Origin of the sequence: Achromobacter sp. GD03932, assembly GCF_029839485.1 — a bacterium.
GTDB classification, from domain to species: domain Bacteria; phylum Pseudomonadota; class Gammaproteobacteria; order Burkholderiales; family Burkholderiaceae_B; genus Achromobacter; species Achromobacter bronchisepticus_A.
In genome coordinates, this window is record NZ_JAOCAT010000001.1 from 121932 (window position 1) to 147084 (window position 25153).

28 protein-coding genes are annotated in these 25153 nt (G+C 61.4%); 12 read left to right on the forward strand and 16 right to left on the reverse strand.

The annotated features are described in order from the left end of the window. Nucleotides 1-25: 25 nt before the first annotated feature. Nucleotides 26-985 carry a TAXI family TRAP transporter solute-binding subunit gene (locus N5C88_RS00555; RefSeq protein ID WP_059376513.1) on the reverse strand — a complete coding sequence of 320 codons (960 nt, stop codon included), beginning with the start codon at nucleotides 983-985 and terminating at the stop codon, nucleotides 26-28. A gap of 253 nt (nucleotides 986-1238) precedes the next feature. Here N5C88_RS00555 and N5C88_RS00560 point away from each other — a divergent pair, with 253 nt between their 5' ends. Beyond that, nucleotides 1239-2378, forward strand: coding sequence for a DSD1 family PLP-dependent enzyme (locus N5C88_RS00560; protein ID WP_280014450.1), 1140 nt, complete (start codon nucleotides 1239-1241; stop codon nucleotides 2376-2378). 76 nt (nucleotides 2379-2454) lie between these two features. Here the strand turns inward: N5C88_RS00560 and N5C88_RS00565 are convergent, their stop codons facing one another. The 3 genes from N5C88_RS00565 to N5C88_RS00575 form a co-directional block, all read right to left on the reverse strand. Further along, on the reverse strand, nucleotides 2455-2583 hold the full coding sequence (locus tag N5C88_RS00565; protein ID WP_013390837.1) for an entericidin A/B family lipoprotein: 129 nt from the start codon (nucleotides 2581-2583) through the stop codon (nucleotides 2455-2457). Between the two features lie 56 nt (nucleotides 2584-2639). Further along, a complete protein-coding gene (locus N5C88_RS00570; RefSeq protein ID WP_059376519.1) occupies nucleotides 2640-2825 on the reverse strand; it encodes a CsbD family protein in 186 nt (61 codons plus the stop codon). Nucleotides 2826-2965: 140 nt separating this feature from the next. Continuing rightward, the gene (locus N5C88_RS00575; RefSeq protein WP_118934970.1) at nucleotides 2966-4507 is read right to left on the reverse strand and encodes a helix-turn-helix transcriptional regulator; all 1542 of its coding nucleotides are present in this window, start codon (nucleotides 4505-4507) and stop codon (nucleotides 2966-2968) included. A gap of 154 nt (nucleotides 4508-4661) precedes the next feature. Between N5C88_RS00575 and N5C88_RS00580 the strand changes: the two genes are divergently transcribed. Continuing rightward, entirely contained in the window at nucleotides 4662-4913 is a 252-nt protein-coding gene (locus N5C88_RS00580) for a hypothetical protein (protein WP_280014451.1), read from the forward strand. An 87-nt stretch (nucleotides 4914-5000) separates the two neighbouring features. On the opposite strand, the gene N5C88_RS00585 is transcribed toward N5C88_RS00580, so the two are convergent. After that, the gene (locus N5C88_RS00585) at nucleotides 5001-5966 is read right to left on the reverse strand and encodes a tripartite tricarboxylate transporter substrate binding protein (RefSeq protein ID WP_280014452.1); all 966 of its coding nucleotides are present in this window, start codon (nucleotides 5964-5966) and stop codon (nucleotides 5001-5003) included. 211 nt (nucleotides 5967-6177) lie between these two features. Between N5C88_RS00585 and N5C88_RS00590 the strand changes: the two genes are divergently transcribed. Beyond that, nucleotides 6178-7371, forward strand: a complete 1194-nt coding sequence (locus N5C88_RS00590) for an acetylornithine transaminase (protein WP_280014453.1) — start codon at nucleotides 6178-6180, stop codon at nucleotides 7369-7371. Nucleotides 7372-7472: 101 nt separating this feature from the next. Here the strand turns inward: N5C88_RS00590 and N5C88_RS00595 are convergent, their stop codons facing one another. Beyond that, complete coding sequence (locus N5C88_RS00595; RefSeq protein ID WP_280014454.1) at nucleotides 7473-8393, reverse strand: restriction endonuclease; 921 nt, start codon at nucleotides 8391-8393, stop codon at nucleotides 7473-7475. Between the two features lie 675 nt (nucleotides 8394-9068). Here N5C88_RS00595 and N5C88_RS00600 point away from each other — a divergent pair. Further along, a complete protein-coding gene (locus N5C88_RS00600) occupies nucleotides 9069-9398 on the forward strand; it encodes a YegP family protein (protein WP_280014455.1) in 330 nt (109 codons plus the stop codon). A 93-nt stretch (nucleotides 9399-9491) separates the two neighbouring features. On the opposite strand, the gene N5C88_RS00605 is transcribed toward N5C88_RS00600, so the two are convergent. Continuing rightward, a complete protein-coding gene (locus N5C88_RS00605; RefSeq protein ID WP_280014456.1) occupies nucleotides 9492-10859 on the reverse strand; it encodes a Fic family protein in 1368 nt (455 codons plus the stop codon). 636 nt (nucleotides 10860-11495) lie between these two features. On the opposite strand from N5C88_RS00605, the gene N5C88_RS00610 reads away from it, so the two are divergent. The 3 genes from N5C88_RS00610 to N5C88_RS00620 all read left to right on the forward strand — a co-directional run bounded on the left by N5C88_RS00610 (nucleotide 11496) and on the right by N5C88_RS00620 (nucleotide 14903). Continuing rightward, the gene (locus N5C88_RS00610) at nucleotides 11496-11999 is read left to right on the forward strand and encodes a DUF4365 domain-containing protein (RefSeq protein ID WP_280014457.1); all 504 of its coding nucleotides are present in this window, start codon (nucleotides 11496-11498) and stop codon (nucleotides 11997-11999) included. Beyond that, nucleotides 11996-13129: a hypothetical protein gene (locus N5C88_RS00615; RefSeq protein ID WP_280014458.1), complete on the forward strand. Its 1134-nt coding sequence runs from the start codon at nucleotides 11996-11998 to the stop codon at nucleotides 13127-13129. The genes N5C88_RS00610 and N5C88_RS00615 overlap by 4 nt, the downstream gene beginning before the upstream one ends. A gap of 1441 nt (nucleotides 13130-14570) precedes the next feature. Further along, nucleotides 14571-14903, forward strand: coding sequence for a hypothetical protein (locus N5C88_RS00620; protein WP_280014459.1), 333 nt, complete (start codon nucleotides 14571-14573; stop codon nucleotides 14901-14903). Nucleotides 14904-14944: 41 nt separating this feature from the next. Here N5C88_RS00620 and N5C88_RS00625 read toward each other — a convergent pair whose 3' ends face one another. From N5C88_RS00625 to N5C88_RS00640, 4 genes are all read right to left on the reverse strand, one after another. Beyond that, nucleotides 14945-15502, reverse strand: coding sequence for a sugar O-acetyltransferase (locus tag N5C88_RS00625; RefSeq protein WP_280014460.1), 558 nt, complete (start codon nucleotides 15500-15502; stop codon nucleotides 14945-14947). Nucleotides 15503-15559: 57 nt separating this feature from the next. Further along, nucleotides 15560-15985, reverse strand: coding sequence for a hypothetical protein (locus N5C88_RS00630; protein WP_280014461.1), 426 nt, complete (start codon nucleotides 15983-15985; stop codon nucleotides 15560-15562). 15 nt (nucleotides 15986-16000) lie between these two features. Beyond that, nucleotides 16001-16375, reverse strand: coding sequence for a glutaredoxin (locus tag N5C88_RS00635; RefSeq protein ID WP_280014462.1), 375 nt, complete (start codon nucleotides 16373-16375; stop codon nucleotides 16001-16003). Between the two features lie 157 nt (nucleotides 16376-16532). Then, nucleotides 16533-17069, reverse strand: a complete 537-nt coding sequence (locus tag N5C88_RS00640; protein ID WP_280014463.1) for a DUF4189 domain-containing protein — start codon at nucleotides 17067-17069, stop codon at nucleotides 16533-16535. 132 nt (nucleotides 17070-17201) lie between these two features. On the opposite strand from N5C88_RS00640, the gene N5C88_RS00645 reads away from it, so the two are divergent. Both N5C88_RS00645 and N5C88_RS00650 read left to right on the forward strand, forming a co-directional pair. Beyond that, on the forward strand, nucleotides 17202-17417 hold the full coding sequence (locus N5C88_RS00645) for a hypothetical protein (protein WP_280014464.1): 216 nt from the start codon (nucleotides 17202-17204) through the stop codon (nucleotides 17415-17417). A gap of 67 nt (nucleotides 17418-17484) precedes the next feature. After that, entirely contained in the window at nucleotides 17485-17880 is a 396-nt protein-coding gene (locus N5C88_RS00650; protein WP_280014465.1) for a YkvA family protein, read from the forward strand. A 25-nt stretch (nucleotides 17881-17905) separates the two neighbouring features. Here N5C88_RS00650 and N5C88_RS00655 read toward each other — a convergent pair whose 3' ends face one another. Beyond that, nucleotides 17906-18616 (reverse strand): hypothetical protein, encoded by a 711-nt coding sequence (locus N5C88_RS00655; RefSeq protein WP_280014466.1) that lies wholly within the window; start codon nucleotides 18614-18616, stop codon nucleotides 17906-17908. Nucleotides 18617-18743: 127 nt separating this feature from the next. Between N5C88_RS00655 and N5C88_RS00660 the strand changes: the two genes are divergently transcribed. Next, nucleotides 18744-19289 (forward strand): DUF2846 domain-containing protein, encoded by a 546-nt coding sequence (locus N5C88_RS00660; RefSeq protein WP_280014467.1) that lies wholly within the window; start codon nucleotides 18744-18746, stop codon nucleotides 19287-19289. A gap of 388 nt (nucleotides 19290-19677) precedes the next feature. Here the strand turns inward: N5C88_RS00660 and N5C88_RS00665 are convergent, their stop codons facing one another. The 3 genes from N5C88_RS00665 to N5C88_RS00675 form a co-directional block, all read right to left on the reverse strand. Beyond that, nucleotides 19678-20163: a hypothetical protein gene (locus N5C88_RS00665; protein ID WP_280014469.1), complete on the reverse strand. Its 486-nt coding sequence runs from the start codon at nucleotides 20161-20163 to the stop codon at nucleotides 19678-19680. 60 nt (nucleotides 20164-20223) lie between these two features. Then, nucleotides 20224-20799, reverse strand: a complete 576-nt coding sequence (locus N5C88_RS00670; protein WP_059376572.1) for an isochorismatase family cysteine hydrolase — start codon at nucleotides 20797-20799, stop codon at nucleotides 20224-20226. Nucleotides 20800-20976: 177 nt separating this feature from the next. Next, nucleotides 20977-22101, reverse strand: coding sequence for an agmatine deiminase family protein (locus N5C88_RS00675; protein ID WP_280014471.1), 1125 nt, complete (start codon nucleotides 22099-22101; stop codon nucleotides 20977-20979). 148 nt (nucleotides 22102-22249) lie between these two features. Between N5C88_RS00675 and N5C88_RS00680 the strand changes: the two genes are divergently transcribed. Both N5C88_RS00680 and N5C88_RS00685 read left to right on the forward strand, forming a co-directional pair. Continuing rightward, nucleotides 22250-23128 (forward strand): LysR family transcriptional regulator, encoded by an 879-nt coding sequence (locus tag N5C88_RS00680; RefSeq protein WP_059376583.1) that lies wholly within the window; start codon nucleotides 22250-22252, stop codon nucleotides 23126-23128. Nucleotides 23129-23217: 89 nt separating this feature from the next. Next, on the forward strand, nucleotides 23218-23970 hold the full coding sequence (locus tag N5C88_RS00685; protein WP_280014472.1) for an SDR family NAD(P)-dependent oxidoreductase: 753 nt from the start codon (nucleotides 23218-23220) through the stop codon (nucleotides 23968-23970). 72 nt (nucleotides 23971-24042) lie between these two features. Here N5C88_RS00685 and N5C88_RS00690 read toward each other — a convergent pair whose 3' ends face one another. Beyond that, entirely contained in the window at nucleotides 24043-24936 is an 894-nt protein-coding gene (locus tag N5C88_RS00690) for a hypothetical protein (RefSeq protein ID WP_118934045.1), read from the reverse strand. Nucleotides 24937-25153 lie beyond the last annotated feature (217 nt).

Sequence of the window (25153 nt, forward strand, 5' to 3'; positions counted from 1 at the left end):
ATCCGTGAAAGAAGTCCCGGCTCGCTTACTTGAGCAGGCCGACTTCCTTGTAGAACTTCTCCGCGCCGGGGTGGAACGGGATGCCCGCGCCCTTGACGGCGTTTTCCTTGGTGATCAGCTTGCCCTTGGCGTGGCCGGCGTCCAGCGTCTTGCGCGTGGCGTCGCTGTACAGCGCCTTGGTCACGTCGTACACCACCTGGTCGGGGATCTTGGCCGAGGTGACCATCTGCGCGTTGACCGAGATGGTCTTCACTTCAGGAATGTTCTGGTACGTGTTGGCGGCGATCACGTCAGGCGTGAAGAATTCCTGCTTGCCGCGCAGCGCGTCGATTTCCGGGCCGACCAGCGACACCAGTTCGATATTGCCGGTGGAGGCCAGTTCGGCGATCGCGCCGGCGGGGGCGCCGCCCACGAAGAAGAACGCGTCCAGGCCGCCGTCCTTGAGCTTGTCGCCAGCCTGGTTGGGCTTGAGGTATTCCGCCTTGATGTCCTTGTCGGTCAGGCCGTAGGCGCCCAGGATCAGACGCACGTCCACCAGCGTGCCGGAGCCCGGCTCGTCCATGGACACGCGCTTGCCCTTCAGGTCGGCCACGCCCTTGATGCCCGAGCCCTTGCGCGTCACCAGGTGGATGCTTTCCGGGTACAGCGTGGCGATCAGGCGCAGGTCCTGAGCCTTGGGCTTGCCTTCGAAGGTGCCGGTGCCGCTATAGGCCCAGAAGGCCACGTCGGATTGCGTGAAGCCCGCTTCGAACGAGCCACCCATGACGCCGTTGATGTTGGCGACCGAGCCGTTGGAGGCCACCGCGGTGGCGATGAGCTTACCGGGTTGCGACACGGCGTTGCCGATGATGCCGCCCACGGGATAGTAGGTGCCGGCGGTGCCGCCGGTGCCGATGCGGAAGAACTGTTGGGCCTGCGCCGAACCGGCGGCGCCGACGGCGGCTGCCGCGATGGTCAGGGCGGTGATCCAGGTCTTGAGTTTCATGCGAGCTTCTCCGAATTCTTGCTGACGGGTATCAGTAATGTGATTTCTGCCGATGGGCGAATTCCCCCGGCAAAAATCTGCCTCCCCTCGGGGGCTTTCTTTATGATGAAATTCTGTCATGCCCACCCCCTGTAGCCAATGATTACAGGGCTATGGTTTTCCAGGGGGTCGCATCGCCCAAGGTTATGGGTGGTCCCGCTTTGGTTATGGTGTGCGGTTACATCCCTGCAGTGCTGATAACGGAGTTTCCAAGATGTCCCAGGAAGTCATACGCGGCATTGCGCTGCCCCCCGCCGCCCAGCCGGGCGATCCCCTCGCCCGCGTCGACACGCCCAGCCTGGCGCTGGACCTGACCGCCTTCGAAGCCAACCTGCGCGCCATGCAGGCCTGGGCTGATCGCCACGAAGTGGCGCTGCGGCCGCATGCCAAGGCCCACAAGTGCCCGCAGATTGCATTGCGGCAGGTGGCATTGGGGGCGCGCGGCATCTGCTGCCAGAAGGTGAGCGAAGCCCTGCCCTTCGTGGCCGCCGGCATCCGCGACATCCACATCAGCAACGAAGTCGTCGGCGCGGCCAAGATGACGCTGTTGGGCCAGTTGGCGCGCGCCGCCAAGATCAGCGTCTGCGTGGACAACGCCCAGAACCTGGCGCAGTTGTCGGCCGCCATGGTGCAGGCTGGCGCCGAGATCGACGTGCTGGTGGAAGTGGACGTAGGCCAGGGCCGCTGCGGCGTGTCCGACGACGCCACCGTCCTGGCGCTGGCGCAGCAGGCGCGCGCGCTGCCCGGTTTGAACTTCGCGGGCCTGCAGGCCTATCACGGGTCGGTGCAGCACTACCGCACGCGCGAAGAACGCGCCACCGTCTCCCGCCAGGCCGCGCGCATCGCAGCTTCCTACGCGCAGCTACTGCGTCAAAGCGGCATCGCCTGCGACACCATCACCGGCGGCGGCACCGGCAGCGTGGAGTTCGACGCGGCCAGCGGCGTCTACACCGAATTGCAGGCCGGATCCTATGCCTTCATGGATGGCGACTACGGCGCCAACGAATGGGGCGGCCCGCTCAATTTCAAGAACAGCCTGTTCCTGCTGTCCACCGTGATGAGCACGCCCACGCCCGACCGCGTAGTGCTGGACGCCGGCCTCAAATCGGCCTCCGCCGAGTGCGGCCCGCCCGCCGTCTACGGCGAGTCCGGCCTGACCTGCACCGCCATCAACGACGAGCACAGCGTGGTGCGTGTGGAACCCGGCGCTACGGCGCCCGCATTGGGCAGCGTGCTGCGTCTGGTGCCTGCGCACGTGGACCCGACCTTTAACCTGCACGACGGACTGGTCGTGTTCGAGGACGGCGTGGTGCAGGACATCTGGGAGATTTCGGCGCGCGGCTTCTCGCGCTGAATTGCGGCGCCCAAACGCAAAAAGGCTGGCGCGCGGTTAGCGCGCCGGCCGATAAAGCAGGCTACCGGTTCAGGACTTACTGGGCTTTCTGCTGGATCTTCTCCCCGCCACGTTCGATGTCCTTGCCGGCGCCTTCCATCGTGTTGCAACCGGCCGTGATGGCGGTGATTGCCAGCAGCAGCGCAAGCCAGATTCGATGCGTCATTTTTTTCTCCTTTCGGCGTTCATGGGCGTAGCGGGCCATGCCGACAGGCAGCCGCGCTACTTCTTGTTCAGCAAGTCCCGTGCCTGATCCTTGGCCTCGCCGACGTTGCGCTGCACCTTGCCCACGGTTTTTTCCGCCTTCCCTTCAAGCTCGGTCTCGCGGTTGCCGGTCAGCTTGCCTGCCGTTTCCTTGATCGAGCCTTTGACTTCCTTGGCTGCGCCCTTGATGCGGTCGTTATCCATGTTGTCGCTCCTAATTCCAGGTTGCGTGAAACCGCGCGGGAGAGGCCTTCGAAGCCTGGCTCCGGCTGCGGACGAACCCACTATAGGAAGCGCATGGCGCGCGTGTAAGAAGCGCGCGCATCAGATCGACTGGTACTTTTCTACCGAATCCTGTGGACCTGCTTTGTAGTCTGCTTGCCGGGCTGTTTCTGTGCCTGCTTGCGTGCCGGCTTTTCATATCCCACGATGCCGCGCTGCCGCGCCCAGATGATGGCGGCGCTGCGCCGGTGCACGTCCAGCTTGCTGTACAGCGCCGCCACATGATTGCGCACCGTGTTGCGCGACAGATGCAGGCTGGCCGCGATCTCCGGGTCCGTATGGCCCTGGCACATCAGGCCCAGGATCTCGCGCTCGCGCGGCGTCAGGTCGGCCAATTCGCTCTGCCCCTGCGGCGCGCCCTGGGGCGTGCGGATCTGCGCCAGCTTCTCGATGACGGTGCGGCTGAACCACGAGGTGTCCTGCATCACCGTCTCGATCGCCTCCATCAGCTCGACCTCGTTGCGCTTGCGCTCGGTAATGTCCTGGATCGCCGCCAGCACGCAGGGTTGGTCCTGGATCGACACCGGCGCGGCCGACACCAGGCAGTCCAGCAGTGCGCCGTCGCGCGTGCGCAACGCCATTTCCTGGCTGCGTACGCTGGCGCCCTGCTCCAGCGAGGCCATGGCGCGGTCGTAGGCCTGCGGGTCCGTCCATAGCTGCGCCAGCGCATCCTCGTCGCGCGCCAAGGTCTTGGCGTCGTAGCCGGTGGTTGCGACGAAGGCATCGTTGACCTCCAGCAGTTTGCCTGCCGTGGTGCTCAGCGTCATGGGCACGGGCGCAAGACGGAACGCCGTGGCGAAGCGCTGTTCGCTGTCGCGCAGCGCCGTCTCGGCCTTGCGGCGCGGCTCCAGGTCGTTGAAGGTGAACAGCATGCAGGGCTGCTCCGCGACCTCGATGGGCTGGCCCGCCACGATCACGAGCTTGTCGCTGCCGCCCTGCACCGCGATGATGGTTTCCGTCTGCGGAATGGTCGTTCCTTCCGCCAGCCGGTGCAGCGCATCCTCGCGTTGCGGCGTGTCGCCCAGCACGTCCAGCTGGCGCAGCGTCTTGCCCAGCACTTGTTCGCGCGTGTAGCCCGTCATGGCCAGAAAACCGTCATTGACCTTGATGTGCCGCAGATCCGCCAGCGAGCAGATCACGGCCGGCGCGGGGTTGGCGTTGAAGGTTCGTTCAAAGCGCTCTTCCGCGCTGTATTGCTCGGTCACGTCCAGCAGCACCAGCACCATGCCTTCAGCCGCGCCCTGCGCATCGCGCAGCACCAGGTTGCGCACCTGGTGCATGCGGCTTAAATCCGGATCGCGGCGGCTGGTCACTTCCACCACCACGTCCTTGAAAGCCTCGCCCGCCAGCGCGCGGTCCAGCGGATACTGCGCCGCGCGCAAGGCGCGACGGTTGCGGTAACGCAGCGCAAATGCCTTGCGGTAGCCGACGGCAGTGCCGCCCAGCGCGGCAAGATCCGTCACGCCGTGCATGGCCAGCGCCGTGTCGTTGGCCCAGACGATACGGCGGTCCTGGTCCAGCAGGATGATGCCCTCGATCAGGCCGTCGATGATTTCCAGCAGATGGCGGCGTTCCGTGGTGAACGCCGTGGCAGTCTTCTTCATTCTGGCTCCTGGTTGAGCAAGAGATAAGAAGAAAGTACTAGATAAAGTCGTCCCGCGTGATCTGGGCGAACGCGAACATGGCTTCTATCGTGGGCTTGCACGATACGCGTGCCGCTGCGCGTGAGCGCTACACGTGAATCTTCAGGAGACATCCATGAACACGAACCAGAAGCCCGGCGATCCCGCCTACCAACCCGGCATCGACCCGTCCCAGCGCCCCGGACAGGAACCCGGCGACGCACCGGAAAAGCAGGCACCCGGCCAGGTGCCGGGCAAGCCTGGTCCGGATGATATTGACCCGGGCCGCATGCCGCCGGAAGTACCCGGCAATCCGGGGCAACCTGCGGAAGAACCCAGGCAACCGGGAGAGCCCGGACGGTCGGGCCAGCCGGGTGATCCGGCTTAAGCCGTCATCGCTTTACCTCAGCCCATCATGCAAACCGCCCCGTCGATGCGGGGCGGTTTGCTGGGGGCATGACGTCTTGCGTGTTCGTCAGTCGACCTGCGCGCCCGACTGCTTCACCGCTTCGCCCCACTTCTTCACTTCGCCGGTGATGAAAGTGCCGGTCGCATCAGGCGTCAGCGGCATCGGCTCCGCGCCGCGGTCGCGGAAGAACTTCTGCATGTCCGGCGAATTCAGCACCTGGCCGATCTGCTTGCTCAGATAGCCCGTTACCTCGGCCGGCGTATCGCGCGGCGCCAGCACCGCCGCCCAGCCGATCGCCTCGAAACCCGGATAACCCGATTCCGCCACGGTCGGCACGTCCGGCAGCTGCGGCAGGCGCTTGGCCGTCGTCACCGCCAGCGCCACCGCCTTCTTGCTCTGCACATGCGGCAGGCCGGCAGTCACCGAGTCCACCATCAACGGCACCTGATGCCCCAGGAAATCCGCCTGCGCCGGGCCGCTGCCCTTGTACGGAATGTGGCGGATGTCGATGTTCGCCGCCGCCTTGAACATCTCGGCCGACAAATGCTGCGTGCCGCCGATGCCCGCGCTGGCATAGGCCAGCTCGCCCGGATTGGCGCGCGCCTGCGTCACCAGCTGCTTGAGCGAGGTAATCCCCGAAGCCGGCGTCGCCAGGAACATCAGCGGCACCGAGAACACCCCCGACACCGGCGCGAAGTCCTTGGTCAGGCTGTAGTTGATGGTCTTGTACAGCGTCTGGTTCACCGCCGCGGCAGAGCCCGCGATCACCAGCGTGTAGCCGTCCGGCGTCGCGCGCGCCGCCTGCTCCATCCCGATGTTGCTGCCCGCGCCCGCGCGGTTCTCCACCACGATGGGCTGCTTGACTGCCGCGCCCAGCTTTTCGGCCAGCGCGCGGGCAAAGATATCGGTCGCCTGCCCGGGCGGGAACGGCACGATCAGGCGGATGGGGCGCTCGGGAAAATCGGCATGCGCGGTCGCCGTGGCCGTCGCCAGCGCCAGGCCGGCGGCAAGACTGGAAAGAATACGTTTCATGATTGGTCAGTAAAAAGCGACAAAAGGGCTGCGCGCGGGGTCGCGCCTGTTGCATAAAATAGAGCGCCCGCGTTGTCTGCCCTTTTGAGGCGGCCCGGGGCGGATCGGCTGGGGGTGCGTCACGATAGCATCCCCCCGTCGGTGCTAAATTCGCCTATTGGCATCGTCCAATTACTTTTAATCCCTGTTCTCTCATTCCGCAGGAACCGCCATGGAATTCAGCCAGTTCAAGACCAACGCCCTCATGGAGATCACCTCCCGCCCGGACCTCGTGTTCGTGCGCGGCCAGGGATCCTGGCTGGAGGATCACGCGGGCAAGCGATACCTGGACTTCGTCCAGGGCTGGGCCGTCAACACCCTGGGCCACTGCGCCCCGGAAATGCAGAAGGCCCTGCTGGATCAGTCCAAGCTGCTGATGAACCCGTCGCCGGCGTTCTACAACCTGCCCTCCATCGAGCTGGCCGAGCGCCTCACCGGCGCCTCGGTCTTCGACCGCGTCTTCTTCGCCAACAGCGGCGGCGAAGCCAACGAAGGCGCCATCAAACTGGCGCGCAAATGGGGCCAGGTCAATAAAAAGGGCGCCTACAAGATCATCACCATGAACCACGGCTTCCACGGCCGCACGCTGGCCACCATGTCCGCGTCCGGCAAGCCGGGCTGGGACAAGATGTTCGCCCCGCAGGTCGAAGGCTTCCCCAAGGCCGAAATCAACGACCTGGAATCCGTGCGCAAGCTGATCGACGACCAGACCGTCGCCATCATGCTCGAACCCGTGCAAGGCGAAGCCGGCGTCATCCCCGCCACCAAGGAATTCATGCAAGGCCTGCGCAAGCTGGCCGACGAGCACAAGCTGCTGTTCATCGTTGATGAAGTGCAGACCGGCATGGGGCGTACGGGCACCATGTTTGCGTACCAGCAATCCGACGTTGTGCCGGACATCATGACGCTGGCCAAGGGTATTGGCGGCGGCGTGCCGCTGGCTGCGCTGCTGGCTCGTCAGGAAGTTTGCGTGTTCTCGCACGGCGATCAGGGCGGCACGTACAACGGCAATCCGCTGATGGCTGCTGTTGGCGTCGCTGTGTTTGATGCGCTTGCCGCGCCGGGCTTCATGGAGTCGGTCAATGCTCGCGCCAAGCAGCTGTCCGAAGGCCTGCTGGCTCTGTCGGCCAAGTACGGCATGAAGGGCGAGCGCGGCATGGGCCTGCTGCGCGCGCTGGTGATGGATCGCGACGACGGCCCTGCAATCGTCGAAGCTGCGCGCAATCTGGCGCCCAACGGCTTGTTGCTGAATGCGCCGCGCGGGAATTTGCTGCGCTTCATGCCGGCGTTGAATGTGACGGCTGAGGAAATCGATACGATGCTGACGCAGCTGGATGGGTTGATTGCTCAGGTGCGTAAGGCTTGATCGGCGTTAGCTAGCGCAGACAAGTAATTAGGGCCGCTAAAAGCGGCCCTAGTTTTTTGTGTTAGGTGGTTTATGTCAAACCCTAAGTTCCTGGACAGCAACTACTCAAAAAACTCTTCATCAAGTTTTTTGAGCTGAATAGTCTCTTCGACCCGGCATCCAACGTTAAATCTAATCATCAACTTTGCTAATTGGCGACCATCGATGAGAACGATGCGCTTGCTAAGCAATTCGGCGGTGTCACGGGCGGATGATGAAAAGCCTGAAGTGGTGACAAAGAGTCCTTTGTTGGCCTTGAATCGATCCAGCGATCCAAAGAAATCACGAATTGCGCCGGGTCCGATGTTGTTGCCGTCAGCATAGCGTTTGGCTTGGACATAGATGCGATCGAGGCCCAGGGAGTCTTGGTCGATGACACCATCGACGCCACCGTCTCCGCTTTTGCCCAAGGCTCTACCCGCTTCGCTGGTCGAGCCACCGTATCCCATCGCTAGCAATAGTTGAACGACGAGGCGTTCAAAGAAATCAGGCGGGGCTGCGGTAACGCGATTTAGCAGATCAAGGCTGAGTTCGTCGTCTAGTTCCGTTTGTGCTTTCCGAATAATCTCATCCGGTGTCATGCCACTTGCCTGCACAGCTTCGACCGTTCTGGCCGTGTTTGCTGTGCCATCAGTACTGGTGCCTGTTTCTCTGAACTGCACGAATTCAGGAAACTGCTCCAAGAAGCGAATATCAATTCTTGAAGGCGGGTTAGCCAGTATTTCGCGTCCGCGATTTGTGATGTGAAAGTGACCTCGGCGGGTGAGTTCGACGAGTCCGGCTTTACCAAGATAGCTCTTTGCCCAGTGTACGCGGTTAGCGAAGGTGGTTTGCTTCCCAGAGGGAAGCAACTCTGAACGTTCTTCCTCGGTCAACTGGAATTGATTCGCCAAGGATTGAACAACATCAGAGATTCTTACCTCGCCCATTGCAGAGGAGCGTAAGACGGGCAACATTAAAGTCTGAAAATCTGGAATGGGCATGGAGAGTCTAGGTAGTCTGTCGGCTATGTGATGTTGCATTGCGTGTGCATACGAATATTATCGCCTATCTAGCGATGGGCGCGCGCGAAATGCCGGTGTTGCAAGGCAATAGTGTCAGACTACGTTCTTGAGTGCTGAACTTCGGTCTGATGCTATTTTTTTGGGCTGAGGGGGTGCTTTCGAAGAGTGAAAATGCGGAGCACAAAATAACCATCTGGGCCAAAAATCGGCGTATTGGTTGCTCGGTAGGTTATGCTCGCCGCAGGCACAATTTCCAGCGCTCGGCTGTGCAGTCTAACAATCGGCTCAAGTCGCTCGCTCTGCTCACTTGCAGCGCGTCCGAACCAGACTGCGCCTTTGACCTCGACGATACCAATATCTATCGAACCCGACGCTTGAGGCTGCGGCTCCAGCAGTTGACCACGGTCAAGATAATTTGCCGTGAGCTGCGGAGCTATTAGCTGCTGGAGTCATCACGGGTGGCAACTGGAAACGCATTGCCGCGTGATGCTTCCTCGAAGATCAAGGCGGGCGTTTCCTCCGCGCCTGTTCGCCCGAAGAACAAGTAGGCGGAGGTTTCCTGAACGCGGGACATGGACTAACATCAACCGGCATTCATGTGTGTGCATCGCAGTATCGACCCATTGTTGAACTAACCAGATATTGGAGGTTTCTATGAGCGGTTACTACGAGTTGAAGCGCAGCGGCGATCAGTACATGTTCAATCTGAAAGCCGGGAATCATGAAGTCATTCTGACGAGCGAGCGCTACACCACTAAAACCAGCGCTCAGGATGGCATTGCGTCCGTTCGCCAGAACTCGCCGATCGACGAGAGATATCAGCGCAAGACTGCAACTGATGGATCACCTTATTTCATGTTGACCGCGGTGAATGGGCAAGCCATTGGGCGCAGTGAAATGTACTCAGGTACTGCGTCTCGGGATAACGGTATTGCGTCTGTGAAGGTTAATGGACTCAGTACTGTGGTGAAAGACAACACCTGAAGGGTCTGCGGTGAGGGGAAGCCCTGATTCGCATCTATCGGTGTCGAGACTAGAGAGCCGCAGTGTTTGCGGCTTTTGTTCCGCAGGTGTGCATCAGTGTGGCCGCCCGGCCTCGACCCATCGTTGCACCAGGTCCATCGACAACCGATAGCGCGCGCAGTTGTACACATCAAGTATGCGCAGTTCCTGCGCCAGTATCGGGCGGAATAACTGGACATTGTCTTCGGACATGCCCAGCGTCGCCGTCGCGGCCTCGGCCGTTTGCTGCTCATGCAGCACCCGGCCAATCGCCTCGTTCAGTTTTTCCCGGAATCGGAATCGCACGGGATCCGGCACGCCCGCAGCGTTCAGTTGCACGGCGTACTTGCGGATCGAGCGCCGATAGGCCCAGGCGAACAGCTCCGTCGCCAGCGTCGCGTCGCCGTATTCATAGACTCCCAACATGGCGTGGACGTAGTCCTGTACCTCCACGTCCAGGAAGGACAGCGGCGCGCAGTTGTAAAGCATCAGCGGAATGTTGGCCGCCAGGCGGCTGGTCCGCTTGTTGCCGTCCTCGAAAGGCTGTAGATATGCAAGGTTCACCCACAGAAAGAATGCCGCTTCGACCGGGTTCTTGATAAGCCGAGCTTTCTCCACAATCTGGTCGAACATTTCCTGCAGCAACAAGGGCGCCTGGAGCGGCACGTAAGTCGTGTCCCCGATGTTGACCACGATCTGGCGGATGCGGCCCAGGCCGTCGGTATTGGCCAATAGTTCCTCCAGCAGGATCGCGTGAAGGTTGCCGATCACGGCGGACGTCAGGCCATGTGCGGGCACCGCATCGACCAGGAACTCGATGGCCCTCTTATGGTTGAGCAGCATCACTGCATCCAGATCTTCCCCGGCTATTCCGTGCTTGAAGAGTTCCTGCGTGGCCAACAAGGAATACCGGTTGCCTTCCAGTCGAGAGGATGACCAGGATAGGTCGAGCAGTAGTGGTTCCAGTACCCGGCGCGCGTAAGTGCCGGCTGGCGACTGGCCTGGCATGCGGCCTTCGTCGGCCAAGTCTTGAGTCAGCGAAGGCGGTAACAGAGAACTCTGGTTCGGCACATAGCTGTCCACGAAAGCGCGTTCGTATCCCACGGGCGCCCGGGCGGATAACGGTTGCCGGAGTCGGGCCAGCAGGGCTTGACCGCGCTCCGACCAGATCATTCCGGTGGCCCCGGACGCCGGCTCCGCCAGCCGCATGGCAATGGCCGTTGGGAGTGTCGATGCAGGTGTTTCGTCCGCAATCCGGTAACGGGTTGCCCGGCCCTGGCCCTCGCGCAGCACCAATCCGGCCTTGCGCAGGTTTTCCAATTGGCGCTTCACCGTGGACCAACTGACGCCGGTTCGGTAGGCCAGTTCGCTGGAACTCACCCAGGGGAGGGGCTCGCGCTGTTGGGCGCGCAGAAACTGAAGGATGTCTTTGCGGACAGTCATGGCAAGAGCCGAAGATGTTGAATCAGCTCAATTTAGCAGTAATCAGCTCAAGAAATGAGCTGATTTGGTCTGGTTTTGAGCTGATTCTCAATGCGTCCGCTCGAGGAAATCGATTGCCACGATTTCCTCACTCACGCATCAACGCCAAAATGAATACTTCGGCGTCAATAGAGATGATTGCGGCGTTCCGAAGTGGTTGTCATCCGGGTGCGACCAGCCCAATATGCCACCGCGGCGTCCTAAATTCTGTAGCTGTGGTGGAGCACGTTGTATGCGGGCAAGCTGAGTGCTATGCGCGCATCGCTCCGCCGAGGCGCCAAGCGTTCTATGTCGCTCTCTCCTATTGCTTAGAAATGCATCTTGACGGCGCGCGCTCTCACCGAAGACCTGGCGCAGCTGAGTGGCACGTTGACTGCTAGTTCGCCACGAACGAAAAGGAGAGCCTTTAATTGCCGAGCGCCGCCAAGCAGGGCATGGCGACGATAACTCCGACCTCTTCCCGCTCCAATGAGTGTTTAGCTAGGTACACAAGGGATTTACCAAGTACGTATCCCGTTGTACTGTACGAACATACAGCTGCCGAGATTGTTTCATTTGTGTAACATACAGTGCTCTACTGAACACACGGGCAATGCGATGGATCCGCAGCGGCAGAAGGAGGAGTTTAACTATGCGTATATCTGCGCCCTTGCGGCGCGCGCAGGGGTGAACCGAGGCGATTTCCGAGTGGATAACGACAGCATCGACGTGACCTTTCAGGCCCAAGGAAATTTTGGTCCGGGGCGGTGGCGCAGCCCGATTATTCAATTGCAATTGAAGTGCACGAGTCGGGATCTGATCGTCGACGACAGTATTAGATTTCCGCTGCCAGTGAAGAATTACAACGATCTACGTGGTGACGATTTCGTGGCACCGCGCTACCTTGCTGTGATGGTGGTCCCCGAGAACGTCGAAGAATGGATTGCCCACAATCCGACTCATATAGCGCTTCACCACGTATGCTATTGGGCCTCGCTTCGATACGCAGAGGCAAGAGATAACGAAAAGACCGTTACCGTGCCTGTGCCACTAGCGCAGCGCCTGACCCATGAAACCCTGCTGCAAATGATGGAGCGCGCGAGCGCAGGAGAATCATTGTGATTCCGGACAACAACGTGGATAACCGCGTCGTCCGGGTCACGGTCGGACAACTGCGGTCGTACCTCGAGCTGAAGGACTGGTTCGAGGATGGCAAAATAAAAAGTGTGGCAACTATTTGGCATCGGCACGGCGATGCGAATGCCGAGGTCGTACTTCCGTTTCCCACCGCGAAGGATCACGAGCAACGGCTCAAAGAAGCGATTGTCGCCATCGCGGCCGCTGAAAACAGATTTGTCCAACAGGTGGAAGACGACGTCGGACGCATCTTTGCAAATGTGGTAAGCGTGCGCGTGATTCATCCCGACACGCGTGACGGCACTATTCCGATGAATGACGGAGTTCTCCTGATTGAAAACACGAGGGAACTGCTTCTTTCCGCCGCGCAGTCCCTACACTCGAAGCGAAAGCAGTTCATCGGTAAGATAACCGCGGACGCTAGAGCGTACATTGATACCTTGCTTCTCGGGCAGACAGAGATCGGTAGTTATATAGTCAACGTGATTGCGCCGATCAATGAAAATCCGGAGTCTGATAACCAGACCGTGGAGTCCGTACCACATGCACAAGCGGTCACGCAGAGTTTAGTTGCTGGGCTCGACGCACTTGAAAAAGCTAGTTCAGAGTTTGAAGGAAATCAAAGTCTCCGCGCCTTTGACAATGCAATTCTCAGCGGAGCAAGCGCCAACATGTGTGATGCGCTTTTGGGCCTGAGTGGAATACATCGGAATCGCTGCTTCGAGATTAGGGTTGCGTTCCAAGTAGGGCGTCTGTTCGAGACCGAGCCTCGGACCTTCGCATTCGACGCAAATCAGCTAGAGACTTTGAGCAAGGCCTCGGCCTACTATAAGGAAGACTACGTTCTTGAGAACCGCAGAATTACGGGTTTCGTCAAGAATCTCAGCAGACCTCAAGGCGAAAAGCTTGGCACAGCAACCATCCAATGCAAGGTCGACGATATAGATAGGTTGGTCAAAGTTGACCTTGAGGGCGACGATTATCACAATGCCATTCGCGCTCATGACCAACAGTTATACGTACGCGTCAACGGAGATGTTCATATCATGAGCTGCAGTGCTCGGCTATTGCGTCCCGACGATTTTATGGTGCTGGATCAATCCGATCTGCTCTAAGCATCATGCGTAGCATTGAGAATGGCTCTTTTTTTCTCGAGGGTGGAAAAAATTAATAGTCAAAGTTCTGAAATTCAGTCTCCGGTTCGCAGCCGAGATTATCGGAATGCCAGTCTCGACGACGTTTCCCAACGCACCAGATACTCTCAAGAAAATAAAATTTTCCCACGTTTGAGGAATTTATGCGGCCGAGAAGTTGATCGACATATCCTGGCGCGGGCTTGAACACGCTAATGGGAATGACATCCTCCTAGGGGGTGTCACAAACAGTGTCACAAACATCTCTACTTTATGAAAGCATACGCCCAAAGGCTCATCAGCTGAAGGCTCTGATCTGGCACCCTCAGAATCCGCTTCCGGCCAAGAGCAGCCGGTCGGATCATCGGTCAATAGCCGTCATCCAATGTAGAAGTGATCGGCCTGCGCGGTATTTCGTGCAGATCCGATCGACTGCCGGGTTAGATCGGCAAATTAACGAGAGCCCCCTATCATTTACTTTTTGGGGGATTGCTAGATTTGCTAGGTTTGAGGGATGGTGTATTCCCTGGTGTGGTTTTGTTATCGCGGCGGCGCTGATCCGGTTTTCCAGTTGATTGTGCTATCGGCTTTGGTCCTGGTTTAAGTGCCATGAATGCTCTCCTTTGTGGCTTAAAAATTACAGTGGGCGAATAATTTTTTACTTGGTTTCAGGACAGCAGCATTGCTGTAAAACAGCCCGCCCGAGTGCTGGCTGAAGTCACGCTACCCCACTTTACCCCTGACCGGCGGTGCGAGCGAGCGGGTTTTCACGTATGGACGGAGATTCAGAGCGCCTGCCGTCGGCCGGCATTAGCACCACCTTTGGGTCGTAAGCAATTTTTTTGCTAGTGAAATTGGGATTCCTTTCGTCGAGGAAAACCGCGTGAAACCGGATCTCCATGGAGCAAATCGGTTCCTTCCTTATTCCATCGAGTTCTGCATGTCATGGGTCAAGAGCTTAATTAAGCGGCTATGGCCACGGCCATAGGGCGCAACCTGAGCTGATGGATTAATACACATCTGCACTGCGGCGACTGTGCCACACCTAAGACGAGGCGCATGAGGCCACACACCCGGACGGCCGAAATGGGTCAAAAGCGGACGTTCGGCCTTGGTATAAGTATCGCCTTCCTGTAGCAAATCTGTCCTCCTGCCCAAATCGCGTTTCGCCGTACCGTATACTCCCCCCACTACCGCACCACAGGTAGCCCGGTTTGGAAGCCGGCAATGTCTTTGGCGGACTGCCGCCGCTCAGGCGGCATTTTCACGTCCGAATGCCTCTGCACGTCCCTATGGGCGGGCCTTGGCGAGGGTGCGTTCGCGCACGCCGGTTTCCAAAGACGCCGGTCTTCCAACCTTGCCATGTGCCCGCCCACCCCATTTGGAAGTGGGGAGCAGGCCTAACTTGTCTTTGGAGCCTGTCATGCAATCCCACCCCCTCACCCAAAACCCCTGGTCCGTCGAATCCGATCCCGAACTCGGCCCGGTCGCCCTCTCCCATCTCCACCACATAGACCGAGCTCGCCACGCCATCGAAGCCATCGCCCGCATGGTCGGCAACAGCGCCTCCGAACCCGACGCAACCGGTGGGCAGCCATTGGACGCCTGGACGGTGGCGGCGTTGATGGGTGGAGTAGAAGGCCTGTGCGATCACCTGGGCACCTTGACCGATGCCATGCTGGCGCAGGCACGCTTTTGCGAGGTGGATGCGGATCTCGGCGACATCACGCACGGCGCGCCATCGTCGATCCAGTAGCCAAACTTAGCAGCCAGAGGCGCGGCGCTCGAGCGCCCGCCTTACTCAGCAATCGACCGAATCACCCTAGCCGGATTCCCACCCACCAGCGTATTCGCCGACACATCCTTGGTGACCACCGAACCCGCCGCGACCACCGAGTTCTCCCCCACAGTCACGCCACCAATAACGGTCGCACCCGCCGCGATCCAGACATTCCTCTCGATCACAATGGGCTTCGCAGTGACGAAATCACGACGCCGCGAAGGTTCGATCGGATGTCCAGACGTAATGAGGCTGACGTTCGGCCCAATCATCACATCATCGGCAATGCTCAGCCCACCCAAGTCATAGAAAGTGCAGTTCTGATTGACGAAGACATTGCGCCCAACGCTGATGTCGGGACCTCCGGTCGTGTAGAACGGCGGAATCAACAGGAAGCTCTCATCAACCGCCTTGCCGATCAGTTCGCTGAACAAGGCGCGGACTTCGGCGGCGTCATTGAAGGTCAGGCGGTTGAGGGCGGCGGTGATCGTCATCGCGCGTTTGATGTTGGCCGTCATAGCCGCTGATTCGGGCGTTCTTCTGGGAATGATCAGGCTGCGGTCGTCATTTGCCATCTGTGGCTTTCCTTTGGGGTACGGCGTAGTCAGCGCCGGCGAACACAAAGTCGGCACTCAACGCGGCTTCCAATTCACGCCGTCCTTGGACCGATACTCCGGCGTCCCCGTGCAACACCCGCCCGCGCCAAATGCCTGCCTCCCCAAGAACGCAGTCACCACCCCCTTGCTCTCGGTCAGCCGCTGCTGCACGCAGATGGTCGGCAGCAGAGAGAAGTCGCCTTCAAGCACCAGCGTCCACATCACGTTCTCGCCTTCGGCTGGCTCGACCTTGTACACCTTGCATTCATGCACCAGCAGATGCACGGGCTGCCCGGCCAGCACGCCCTTGAACTGCAGCTCCGGCGGCGTGTCGCGCGTGGCGATGGTTTCGGCGTTGAGTTTTGATCCGGGCGGCGCGGGCTTCAAGGACGAGGAATCGCAGCCGGCCAGTGCACCCATGGCGGCCAGGGTGATGAGAAACAGGCGAGCCAGGCGGGTCATGCCCATGCGCTTCCGTCAGGCCACGTTGGCGAAGCGTTGTTCGAGGTAGGCGATGATGTCGCTGGACTCATACATCCAGCGCGTGCCTGCTGTATCGTCGATGCGCAGGCACGGCACCTTCACTTTGCCGCCGCCTGCCTGCAGTTGCGCGCGCGCTTCGGGATCGCCCTTGGCGTCGCGCAGCGCGATGGGCGCGTTCAGTTTGTGGATGGCGCGTCGCGTCTTGACGCAGAACGGGCAGGCGTGGAATTGGTAGAGCGACAGCTGGGCCGCTTCGGCGTTGACCGCGGCCTGGCCTTGCGCGGAGCGCTGTTGCGGGCGTGGGCGCGTGAGGGCGTCGCCCAACACGATGATTTGACCCAGGCCGACACGCAGGGCTTTGACTAGCATGGAGTAGGACTCGATAGGGATGGACAGGGGGCCAGTCTACCCTGCGCGATGCGTTCCGGCATTGCGTATGCAGTCAGCCATGACTGCCGCTTGTCGTGCTGCGTGACGTGGCGAATATTCCGTGTCACGTCATGGTTCGGAATTCGCAGCCGGTGCGTTACTGAATCCTTACTGGATAGCTGCAGCCGGTATAGAAGGTCTTGCAGCTCGTGCCGGTGCCCTTCTCGCAAGTCTCGATGGCCAGGGATTGCGCCAGTTCCTTGGTTTCGGCGCTGGCGGAATTCATCAACACGCCCTCGCCTTTGGGCGAAGGGCCATATACCACCGCTACGCATTGGTTGTAGTACGTGATGTTGGTCTCGCAACCTTTGCCGCCTTTGGACGCGCAATGTTCCAGCGCGGCTCGTTCGGCCGTGGCCTTGCTGGTCTTGTCGGCAGCGATGCCGACGGAGCCGGACGGCGGGTCGTAGGCGATTGCGCCCCAGCGGGTGGTCCAGCGTGGCTGGTCGGGTGCGGTTTGCGCGCCGGTGCCGCCCTGTGGGCGGGTCTGGCCGGGAATCGGCACGCATTGCTGGCCCGGCGTGCCGGCGGCGTTGGGCATGAAGCCGTCGGGGCAGCCTTGTTCGGCCTGCGCCAGGCCTGGGATGCCGAGATGCAGCATTGCCAGCAGGAAAACCAGTTTCAAAGCACGCATGTGTCGTCTCGCAGTTGTCGTGTTCTTCAATCCGGAGGCCGTGCGTCCCGCGGGCCGAGCCCGGGCAGTCAGAGCCGTCCGAAGCAAGGCGTCAGGCTGCGGATTCGCCCCGGGGAAGTGTAGTCTGACTTCTTGGTTTTCGATCCGGTCTGCACGATGGACTCGATCACGTTGACGCGCCTGCCGGCGAGCCTGGGGGACTTTCGCCAGGCGCCGGACGCAGGCAGTTTCAAGCTGGCCAAGCTAAATGAGGCGCTGCGCGACCTGATGTACCGTGCGCCCACGCGGCACTACAAGCCGGAATCCGCGGCCGCGCCGAGCCTGATCCGGGCGGTGGGGACGGAATAGCTGCCCATGCCGCGGCTTCTGTTTCCGGTTGGCCCCTGACGGCTTGACGGCATGTCAGATTACAAGCATGAACCTCAGTGATCGCCTGAAAGCCTGGGCCAAGCGCATCAAACGCGACGGCCTGACGCTCTGGTTTGCCGGCAGGCATGCCCGCACGCCCTGGTACGCCAAGGCGCTGGGCCTGTTCGTGGTGGCCTATGCGTTTAGCCCCATCGACCTGATTCCCGACTTCATTCCCGTGCTGGGTTACGTCGATGACGTGCTGTTATTGCCCGGCCTGATCTGGCTGGCCATCAAGCTGTTGCCGCCCGATGTGCTGCAGGAATGCAGGGTTCAGGCGGATGGCTGGATGCAGTCGCAGGGCAAGAAGCCGCGCAGTGTGGCAGGCGCGGTGATGATCGTGACGCTATGGCTGGGGATAAGTGTTGTGGCGTGGTTTTGGCTTGCGCCGTATTTCCGGTAACGCCCTGACCGGCTTGCGCGCAGAACTACGCTGAACCTTCTTCCACGAACCCCAAGGTCCGGAGTTCCGCGATCGCGCCCTTCTCCTCCTCCCGCCGCGCCTTGGGCGCAGCCAGCGAGGCGGTCAGCAGCTTGGACTGGTCGGGTGATTCGTCAAAGCCCTGCAGCACGCTGGCGATGCCCGGGAAGGCTTGAATGAAATCCGCTCCCAGCGCCTCATACCCCGGATAACGCCCCTGCTTGTCCACGATGACCTGCGTCTGCGGATCGCGCCGGATCAGGTGCAGCGGCACGCCTTCGCAACGCAGGCCCAGCGGCTTGGCTTCGCTGATGTCCAAGGCCCAATCCGTCTCCGCGTAGAAGGCGGCGCGCGCGGATGCGAACTGATCGAGGAGGCGCTCGTCCTTGCAGAACGCGGTGGGCGTCAGGTTGAGATTGAGCTTGCCGATCTTGCCCACCAGTTTGACCCGGCGAAAGAACGAGGCCCACACCAGCAGGATGGGATTGGTGGATAAGTCCTCGATCAGCACATCTTCAAACATGCAGGGCTGGATCATCGAGTTGACCGCGCGGCATTTGGAGAGGCGCACGTTCTGCACGCGCGACATGCGCTGTGGGGTCTTGACCATGGACAGGGCGCAGTTGTCGAAGGTGCAGTCGTGGAAGTGCAGATCGCTGAAGTGCGAGCTGCCCTTGTCGTAGGCCATCAGGAAGGTTGCGCCTTCGGTTTTATTCATGGGCGAGGGAGATGTCAGGCTGCGATGTCGCCGGGGACTCGTAGTCTGCCAGTTCTAATCCCGGAATAGCAGCATTTCCTACTGCGAGATAGCTTATTTGGTATTCATGTGACATTATTAGAATCTCTTGGATACATTTACCCGTTCCCCTGCGGAGGGCAGGAAGCGGCAGATAACTAAGCTGAAGAAGATGAATCACATGAATAAAAAGATGTTGAAGTTGGCGGCCGCTGCCGCTTGCGTGATGGCGATCGCGGGTTGCGCCAATGTGCCGATGGCGCCAGCTGAACAAAACAAGCAGGCCAAATCCTTCCCGGCGCCGGATGAAGGAAAGTCCGGCCTGTACGTCTACCGGGACAGCTTTGTGGGCAAGGCGCTGAAGAAGGACGTGTACGTCAATGGCAAGTGTCTGGGCGAAACGGCAGACCGCGTGTTCTTCTACACGCAGGTGGCTGGCAACGAGCAGCACAAAGTTTCCACCGAGTCGGAGTTTTCGCCGAACGACCTCATGGTAATGATGGAGGCGGGCAAGAATTACTTCGTGCGCCAATTCATCAAGATGGGCGTATTCGTGGGCGGCGCCGGCGTGGAGCAGGTAACGGAAGAGGAAGGTCAGCGGGTGATCTCCAAGTCCGAAGTGAACCTGGCGGCCGAAGGCCGTTGCACGGGCTGATCGCAGTCCGCTCCCGCCGCTGTTCTTGCCTACTTGCAATGGGAATAACGATGCGTCTTGGTCTGTTGTTGGCGGCCCTGCTGTTTGCCGCGACGGCCCATGCGGCGAACTATCCCTGCTCAGGAAAGAAGGGCGGCGTGGAGCGTTGCGTCGGAGAACAGTTTCTGTGCCGCGACGGTTCGATCAGCGCATCGAAACGCGTGTGCTCAAGTCCGGATTCCGGCGCACAGCCCCTTGTTTCCAAGCCCTCGGCGTCCGGTTCGAATGGCGCATGTAGCTGCCGTGATGGCCAATACTGCACTGGGCCGCGGGGCGGAACGTTCTGCTACACCGATAGCGGCAAGAAGTCCTATCTCAGGAAATAAGCGCTGCGCGGTTTGAGGCAGTCTCAATAGCTGCCCGCAGGCAGCACGTCCGCCATGTAGGCGTCGATATCCGGCGTTTCTCGCAGCGCATGCCGCATCCACGCGCCGCGCTCATGCGCGGTCACTTCCAGCTCCCATACGCAGGCAATGAACGGTCCCTGCACGGGCTGAAACTGCTCGGGCTGATCCAGCGGCGCGGAGTACATCTGTTGGCACAGGATGCCGCCGGATATCCACCAGTCCGCCAGCAGCCAGACGGCTTCCTCGCCCACGTGCACGATGCAGAAGCCCAGGCCCGTAGCGCGCGGGTCGCGGGCGGCGTCTTGCAACGTGGCCATTGCGGTCTTGCGGGCGGCTGCGGCTACTTCAGCGGAGAGCAGCGCAACCGTGGGATCGGGATTGCGTTGTATCGCGTAGGCCTTGATGGCCAGACCGTCTTCGCGCCATTGCTCGATGAACGCCATGCGGCGCGGCGCGTAAGGTTCTGCAGGAATCGTTCGAAAAGACATGATGGGCAGCGAGGGTGACCTCTTCGGGATCATGGAGGCAGGCATTCTTCCGGCAGGCCGCTAGGCCAGCAAGGACAAGGCATCGTCCAGCGACAGCACGGTGGTGCGCGATGCAAAGGCGGTCGCGAACAGATGTTCATGCACGATCGGGTCCGGGTCGTAGCAGCAGTCCTTGACCGTCAGCAGGCGATAGTCCGCATCGCTGGCATGCGCAATCGACGACAGCATTACGCCAGTCGACGCGACGCCGGCCATGATCAGCGTATCGATGCCTTGCGCGGAAAGCCGCACTTGCAGATCGGTGCCGAAGAACACGCTGGCGCGGTGGGCGATGATGATGGGCTCGTTCTCGCGGCGGTCGAGTTCCGGCGAGATACGGTCATGGACGAAGCGGCCCAGCTGTTTGATGCCCTGCCCGTTCTTGTTCAAGGGGCTGACTTCAGGATACCCGGGGCTGAAATGGATCTTGGCGAAATAGACGCTGACGCCGGCGCGCCGCGCGGCGTCGCACAGTTGCCGCGTGTTGCTGAGCAAGGCGGGGGCGACCGACGGGAACAGTTCCATGATGTCGGTCTGATAGTGCATGACCAGCAAGGCGGTACGCGACGGGGTAATGGCCGATGTCTGGGTGTGCATGCTCCGCTCCGCTTAGGGTTTGCCACGCGCGCCCTGCGGGTGCCGGCTTGCTGCCGGATGGGTCAGCCCGATTGTGAAGCGTGGCGACGAGGAAGGACGCACGACTCTACCACGGCCGCCACGCTGCAACGGTGTCTGCTGAACCGGTCCGCGAGACTACTCGCTGAGCCCCGCGAACTACGCCATCGGCAACTGATTCGTCACGCAATGAATCCCGCCGCCGCCTGACGCAATGGCGTCGATATCCAACCGCACGACCTTGCGGCCCGGATACAGGCGGGCCAGCAGATCGCGCGCCTTCGCGTCCGCCTCCGCATCGCCGAATTCCGGCGCGATGACCGCGCCGTTGATGACGAAATAGTTGATATAGCCGGCCGCGAAGTCGGGGTTGTCGCGCAGGAACTTGCTATCCCGCGGATTGAGCGGCGGGCTCACAGTGTGGATTTCCAGCGGCTTGCCGTCGGCATCCGTTGCGCGCCGCAGGATCTCCAGGTGCTTGCGGGTCAGCGCGTAGTCGTAGGAGTCGGGATCCATGTCGAGGTTGGCGACGACGACGCCTGGCCGCGCGAAGCGGGCGTAGAAATCGACGTGGGCATCGGTGATGTCGCGCCCCTTGATGCCGGGCAGCCAGATGATCTTGCGCAGGCCCAGGCAGCGCTTCAGCTCCTCCTCGACCTCTGCCTTGCTCCAGCCGGGATTGCGGTTGGCGTTGATCCAGCTGCTTTCGGTCATGATGCCGGTGCCGCGGCCGTCGACTTCGATGCCGCCGCCTTCGCCGACCAGTTCGCTTTGCAGGTATTCGGTGTCAGTGATCTCGGTGGTTTCAGCGGCGATCTTGGCGTCGGCTGCATGGCGCTGCTTGTTGCCCCAACCGTTGAAGTTGAAGTCCACGCCGGTGACCGCGCCCCGCCCGTCGAGCACGAAGTTGGCGCCGATGTCGCGCATCCAGATGTCGTCCAGGCGGGTTTCGACGAAGCTCACGTTGTCCGCGCCGCAATGGCGTTCGGCCAGGCTGCGTTCGCGGCTGCGGCAGAACACGGTGACGGGCTGGTGCGCGGCGATGGCGCGGGCGATGCGGCCAAGCGCGGCCTGGACGTCGGCGGTGAAGTCTTCCCAGATGGCGTCCTGGGCGCCGAAGGCGATGAAGGCGCGGGCCTGGGGGGCGCCCTCGTCAGGCATGTGCCACCGGGGCGCTTGCGCCGCCCGCGCGCCGGAGGCGGGCAGACCCAGGCCCAGCGAGGCGGCGGCGTGGACGCCCATGAGCGTGGCGGTGTGTTGGATGAGTTGGCGGCGGGTGGGCACGTCGGGCTCCTGGAATTCGGGATGATCGATAAAAAACGGTTATGTTGGAGGCTACGGTGCGCACCGCTTGAATTGCAGTGTATTTCCCGCCTGGTCGCGTGGACTAGCGATATATTTAGCGGAATTATGATTAGCAGGGCTTATCGATATGCTCAAGCAATGGCCTCCCCTGAACGTGCTGCGCGGCTTCGAGGCGGCCGCCCGCCTCGGCAGTTTCCACAAGGCGGCCGACGAGCTGCACCTGACCCAGTCGGCGATCAGCCAGCAGGTGCGCAGCCTGGAGGACTATCTGGGCCAGCCGCTGTTCTTCCGTCAGGGGCGCGCGGTGTCGCTGACCGATGCGGGCTGGGATCTGCTGGGCACGACGCAGGCGATGTTGCAGCAGTTGGCGGCCGGCATACGCAGGCTGGACCAGTACCGCAAGCCGAATCAGTTGATCGTGAACACCAGCCCGGCGTTTTCGCGGCACTGGCTGCTGCCCAGGCTGGAAGCCTTCCGCACCCTGCATCCCGAGGCGGACCTGTGGCTGTACACGAGCGATGCCGCGCCGGACATGGCCAAGCAGACCATCGATATCGCGCTGCGCGACGATCTGGGTCCGCAAGCCGATTGCGCGTTCCGCGTGCTGGTCGAGGACCGTATGTACCCAGCCTGCCATCCGCGCCTGCTGGCGGCGGACACGCGCGCCACGCTGCATGGCGAGCGCGAGATGGATTGGAGCCATTGGGAAACGCAGGGCGGAACCGACGTGGGCCAGCATGGCCAGGGCATGAATTTTTCCGACCCCGGCCTGTTGCTGGATGCGGCGCGCGAAGGCCTGGGCATGGCGCTGGTCAGTAGCCTGCTGGCCGAGCGCTCGCGCCGCGACGGCGCGTTGGCGGCGTTGACGGAGCAGACCGTGCGCGGTCCGAAGTGGGCCTGGCTGGTGCATCGGGACAGCCAGGACGATCCGCTGACGCGCGCGTTCTGCGAGTGGGTGTCCGAAGAGTTGGAAGCGTCGCGCGAGGACGGCGGCGCGGCAGCCTGAATCTTGCCTCTCAGGTTGGGGCTTTCATCACGGTATTAAGTTGTAGCTAACCGCCGCATGCGGCGCATTCCAGAGCAAGAGATTCCTCGATGTCCAATCTGCAATCCACGCGTCCTGTTGCCTTGATCACGGGTTCCACCTCCGGCATAGGCGAGGCCATTGCCCGCCGCCTGTCGCGGGACGGCTATGCCGTGGTCGTGCATTCACGGCGCTCGGCTGAAGCCGGCCATGCCCTGGCGCGCGAGCTGGGTGACGCTGTCTACGTGCAGGCGGATCTGGCGAACGATGCCGACCGGGTCCGATTGGTTCGGGAGGCCGTCGCGGCATGGGGGCGGCTGGATTTGCTGGTCAACAACGCCGGAATCAGCCACGTCATTCCCCATGCGGACCTGGCCGCGGCCACGCCGGACATCTGGCATGAATTGCATGAGGTCAACGTGGTGGCGCCGTTTCGCCTGGTGGCCGAGGCGCAGGCCGCGTTGCAAGCGGCGGCGGCGCATGGCCGGCCTGCTTGCGTGGTCAACGTGAGTTCGCACGCGGGCGTGCGGCCCAAAGGCGCGTCCATTCCTTATGCGGCAACCAAGGCGGCGCTCAATCATGTGACGCGCTTGCTCGCGCTTTCGCTGGCGCCGCATATCAGGGTGAATGCGGTTGCGCCGGGTCTGGTGGATACGCCGATGACGGCCGATTGGACGCAGGCTCAGGCATTGTGGCGCGACAAGGCGCCGATGCGCCGCGCGGCCAGTCCGGAGGATATCGCGCAGGCGGTCGCCATGCTGGCCGCGTCGGACTATCTGACCGGCGAGATCCTGCTTTCCGATGGCGGTTTGAATCTCACGTAGCAGCGCAAACCGCGCGGGCATCGCAGCCGTTGGCAAGCCGGCTTGCGTGCCTTGCCGCCATCGACGCCGGCCTTACTTCTCCGCGTACTTCTTGCTGGCCGTGTCGTAGGCGTAGATGACGGCATCGCCCGCGCCCAGCTGGCGGGTCTTGTCCGGCCCGGAGATTTCCGTACCGCTGCGCTTGACGGTCACGCGCGGCATGTCGCTGCCGCCGTGCGCCGAGAAGACCAGTTCGCCCGAGCTGGCCACGCAGGGCATGACGTCGCCTTCGGCGCAGGCCGCGCTGTTGTCTTCGCCGGTGTTGATGCTGCCCACGTAGGTCCAACCCGCGCCTTCGTCCGGGCCCGCCGGATTGAAGACCAGCAGCGCGTAGCCGCTGAAGCTGATGCCGTTGTCGAAGCCTTCGGTGGGTACGGCCAGCAGCAGCTTGCCGGAGGGCGTGCGGTATTCCACCGGCTTGCGGCGGGTGTCCACGTCTTCCGGCTTTTCATAGGCGCCGAATTCGCCGACGGAATGCTTCATGCCGCGGAATTGCCAGGGGCGGTCGGGCGTGGAGCCGGTTTGCGTGAACGTGGCTTCGGCCAGGTTGACCTGGACGCCGGGGCCGACTTCGTCCTCGCCGGGCTTGCCGTAGCGTTCGCGGGTGTCCCAGGTGAAGCCGGTGTAGTAGCGCGTGCCGCCCAGTTCGAAGGCGTGGCCGAACCAGAAGGTGGCGATGCTGCCGTTGGCGACTTCGTAGGAGTCGGCGCCCTTGCCGTCGATCTGGTAGATGGAATACATCACCGTAGCCACATCGGGCGGCGCGATGGCGGCGGCCTGGGCGGTGGGCGGTAGCGTGGCGGCGCTGGCGGATTCGGCGGCGGTTGCGGCGGGGCTGAACAGCGCGGCCAAGGTGGACGTCAGCAGGCCGGCCATGGCGGTGCGGAGCAAACGGCTACGGGGGCGGGTTTTCTGAATGGTTTTCATGTGTCGGACATCTTCTTGTCGGCCTCAGGCGGGAAAGCCTTGTGATCGCCTGTCTCTGTCTGTGCGGCGCCATCCTAATCGCCCGTTGCAATCCGCGTCGGACAACAATTTGCCAATTGTGTCGGACTGCAATGCATGGAGCGCCTGTGGCTAGTCTGCCACGGAATCGGCGTTTTGCTCGGGGATTGGAGGATGGGTGTGGCGCAAGAAAGACGTG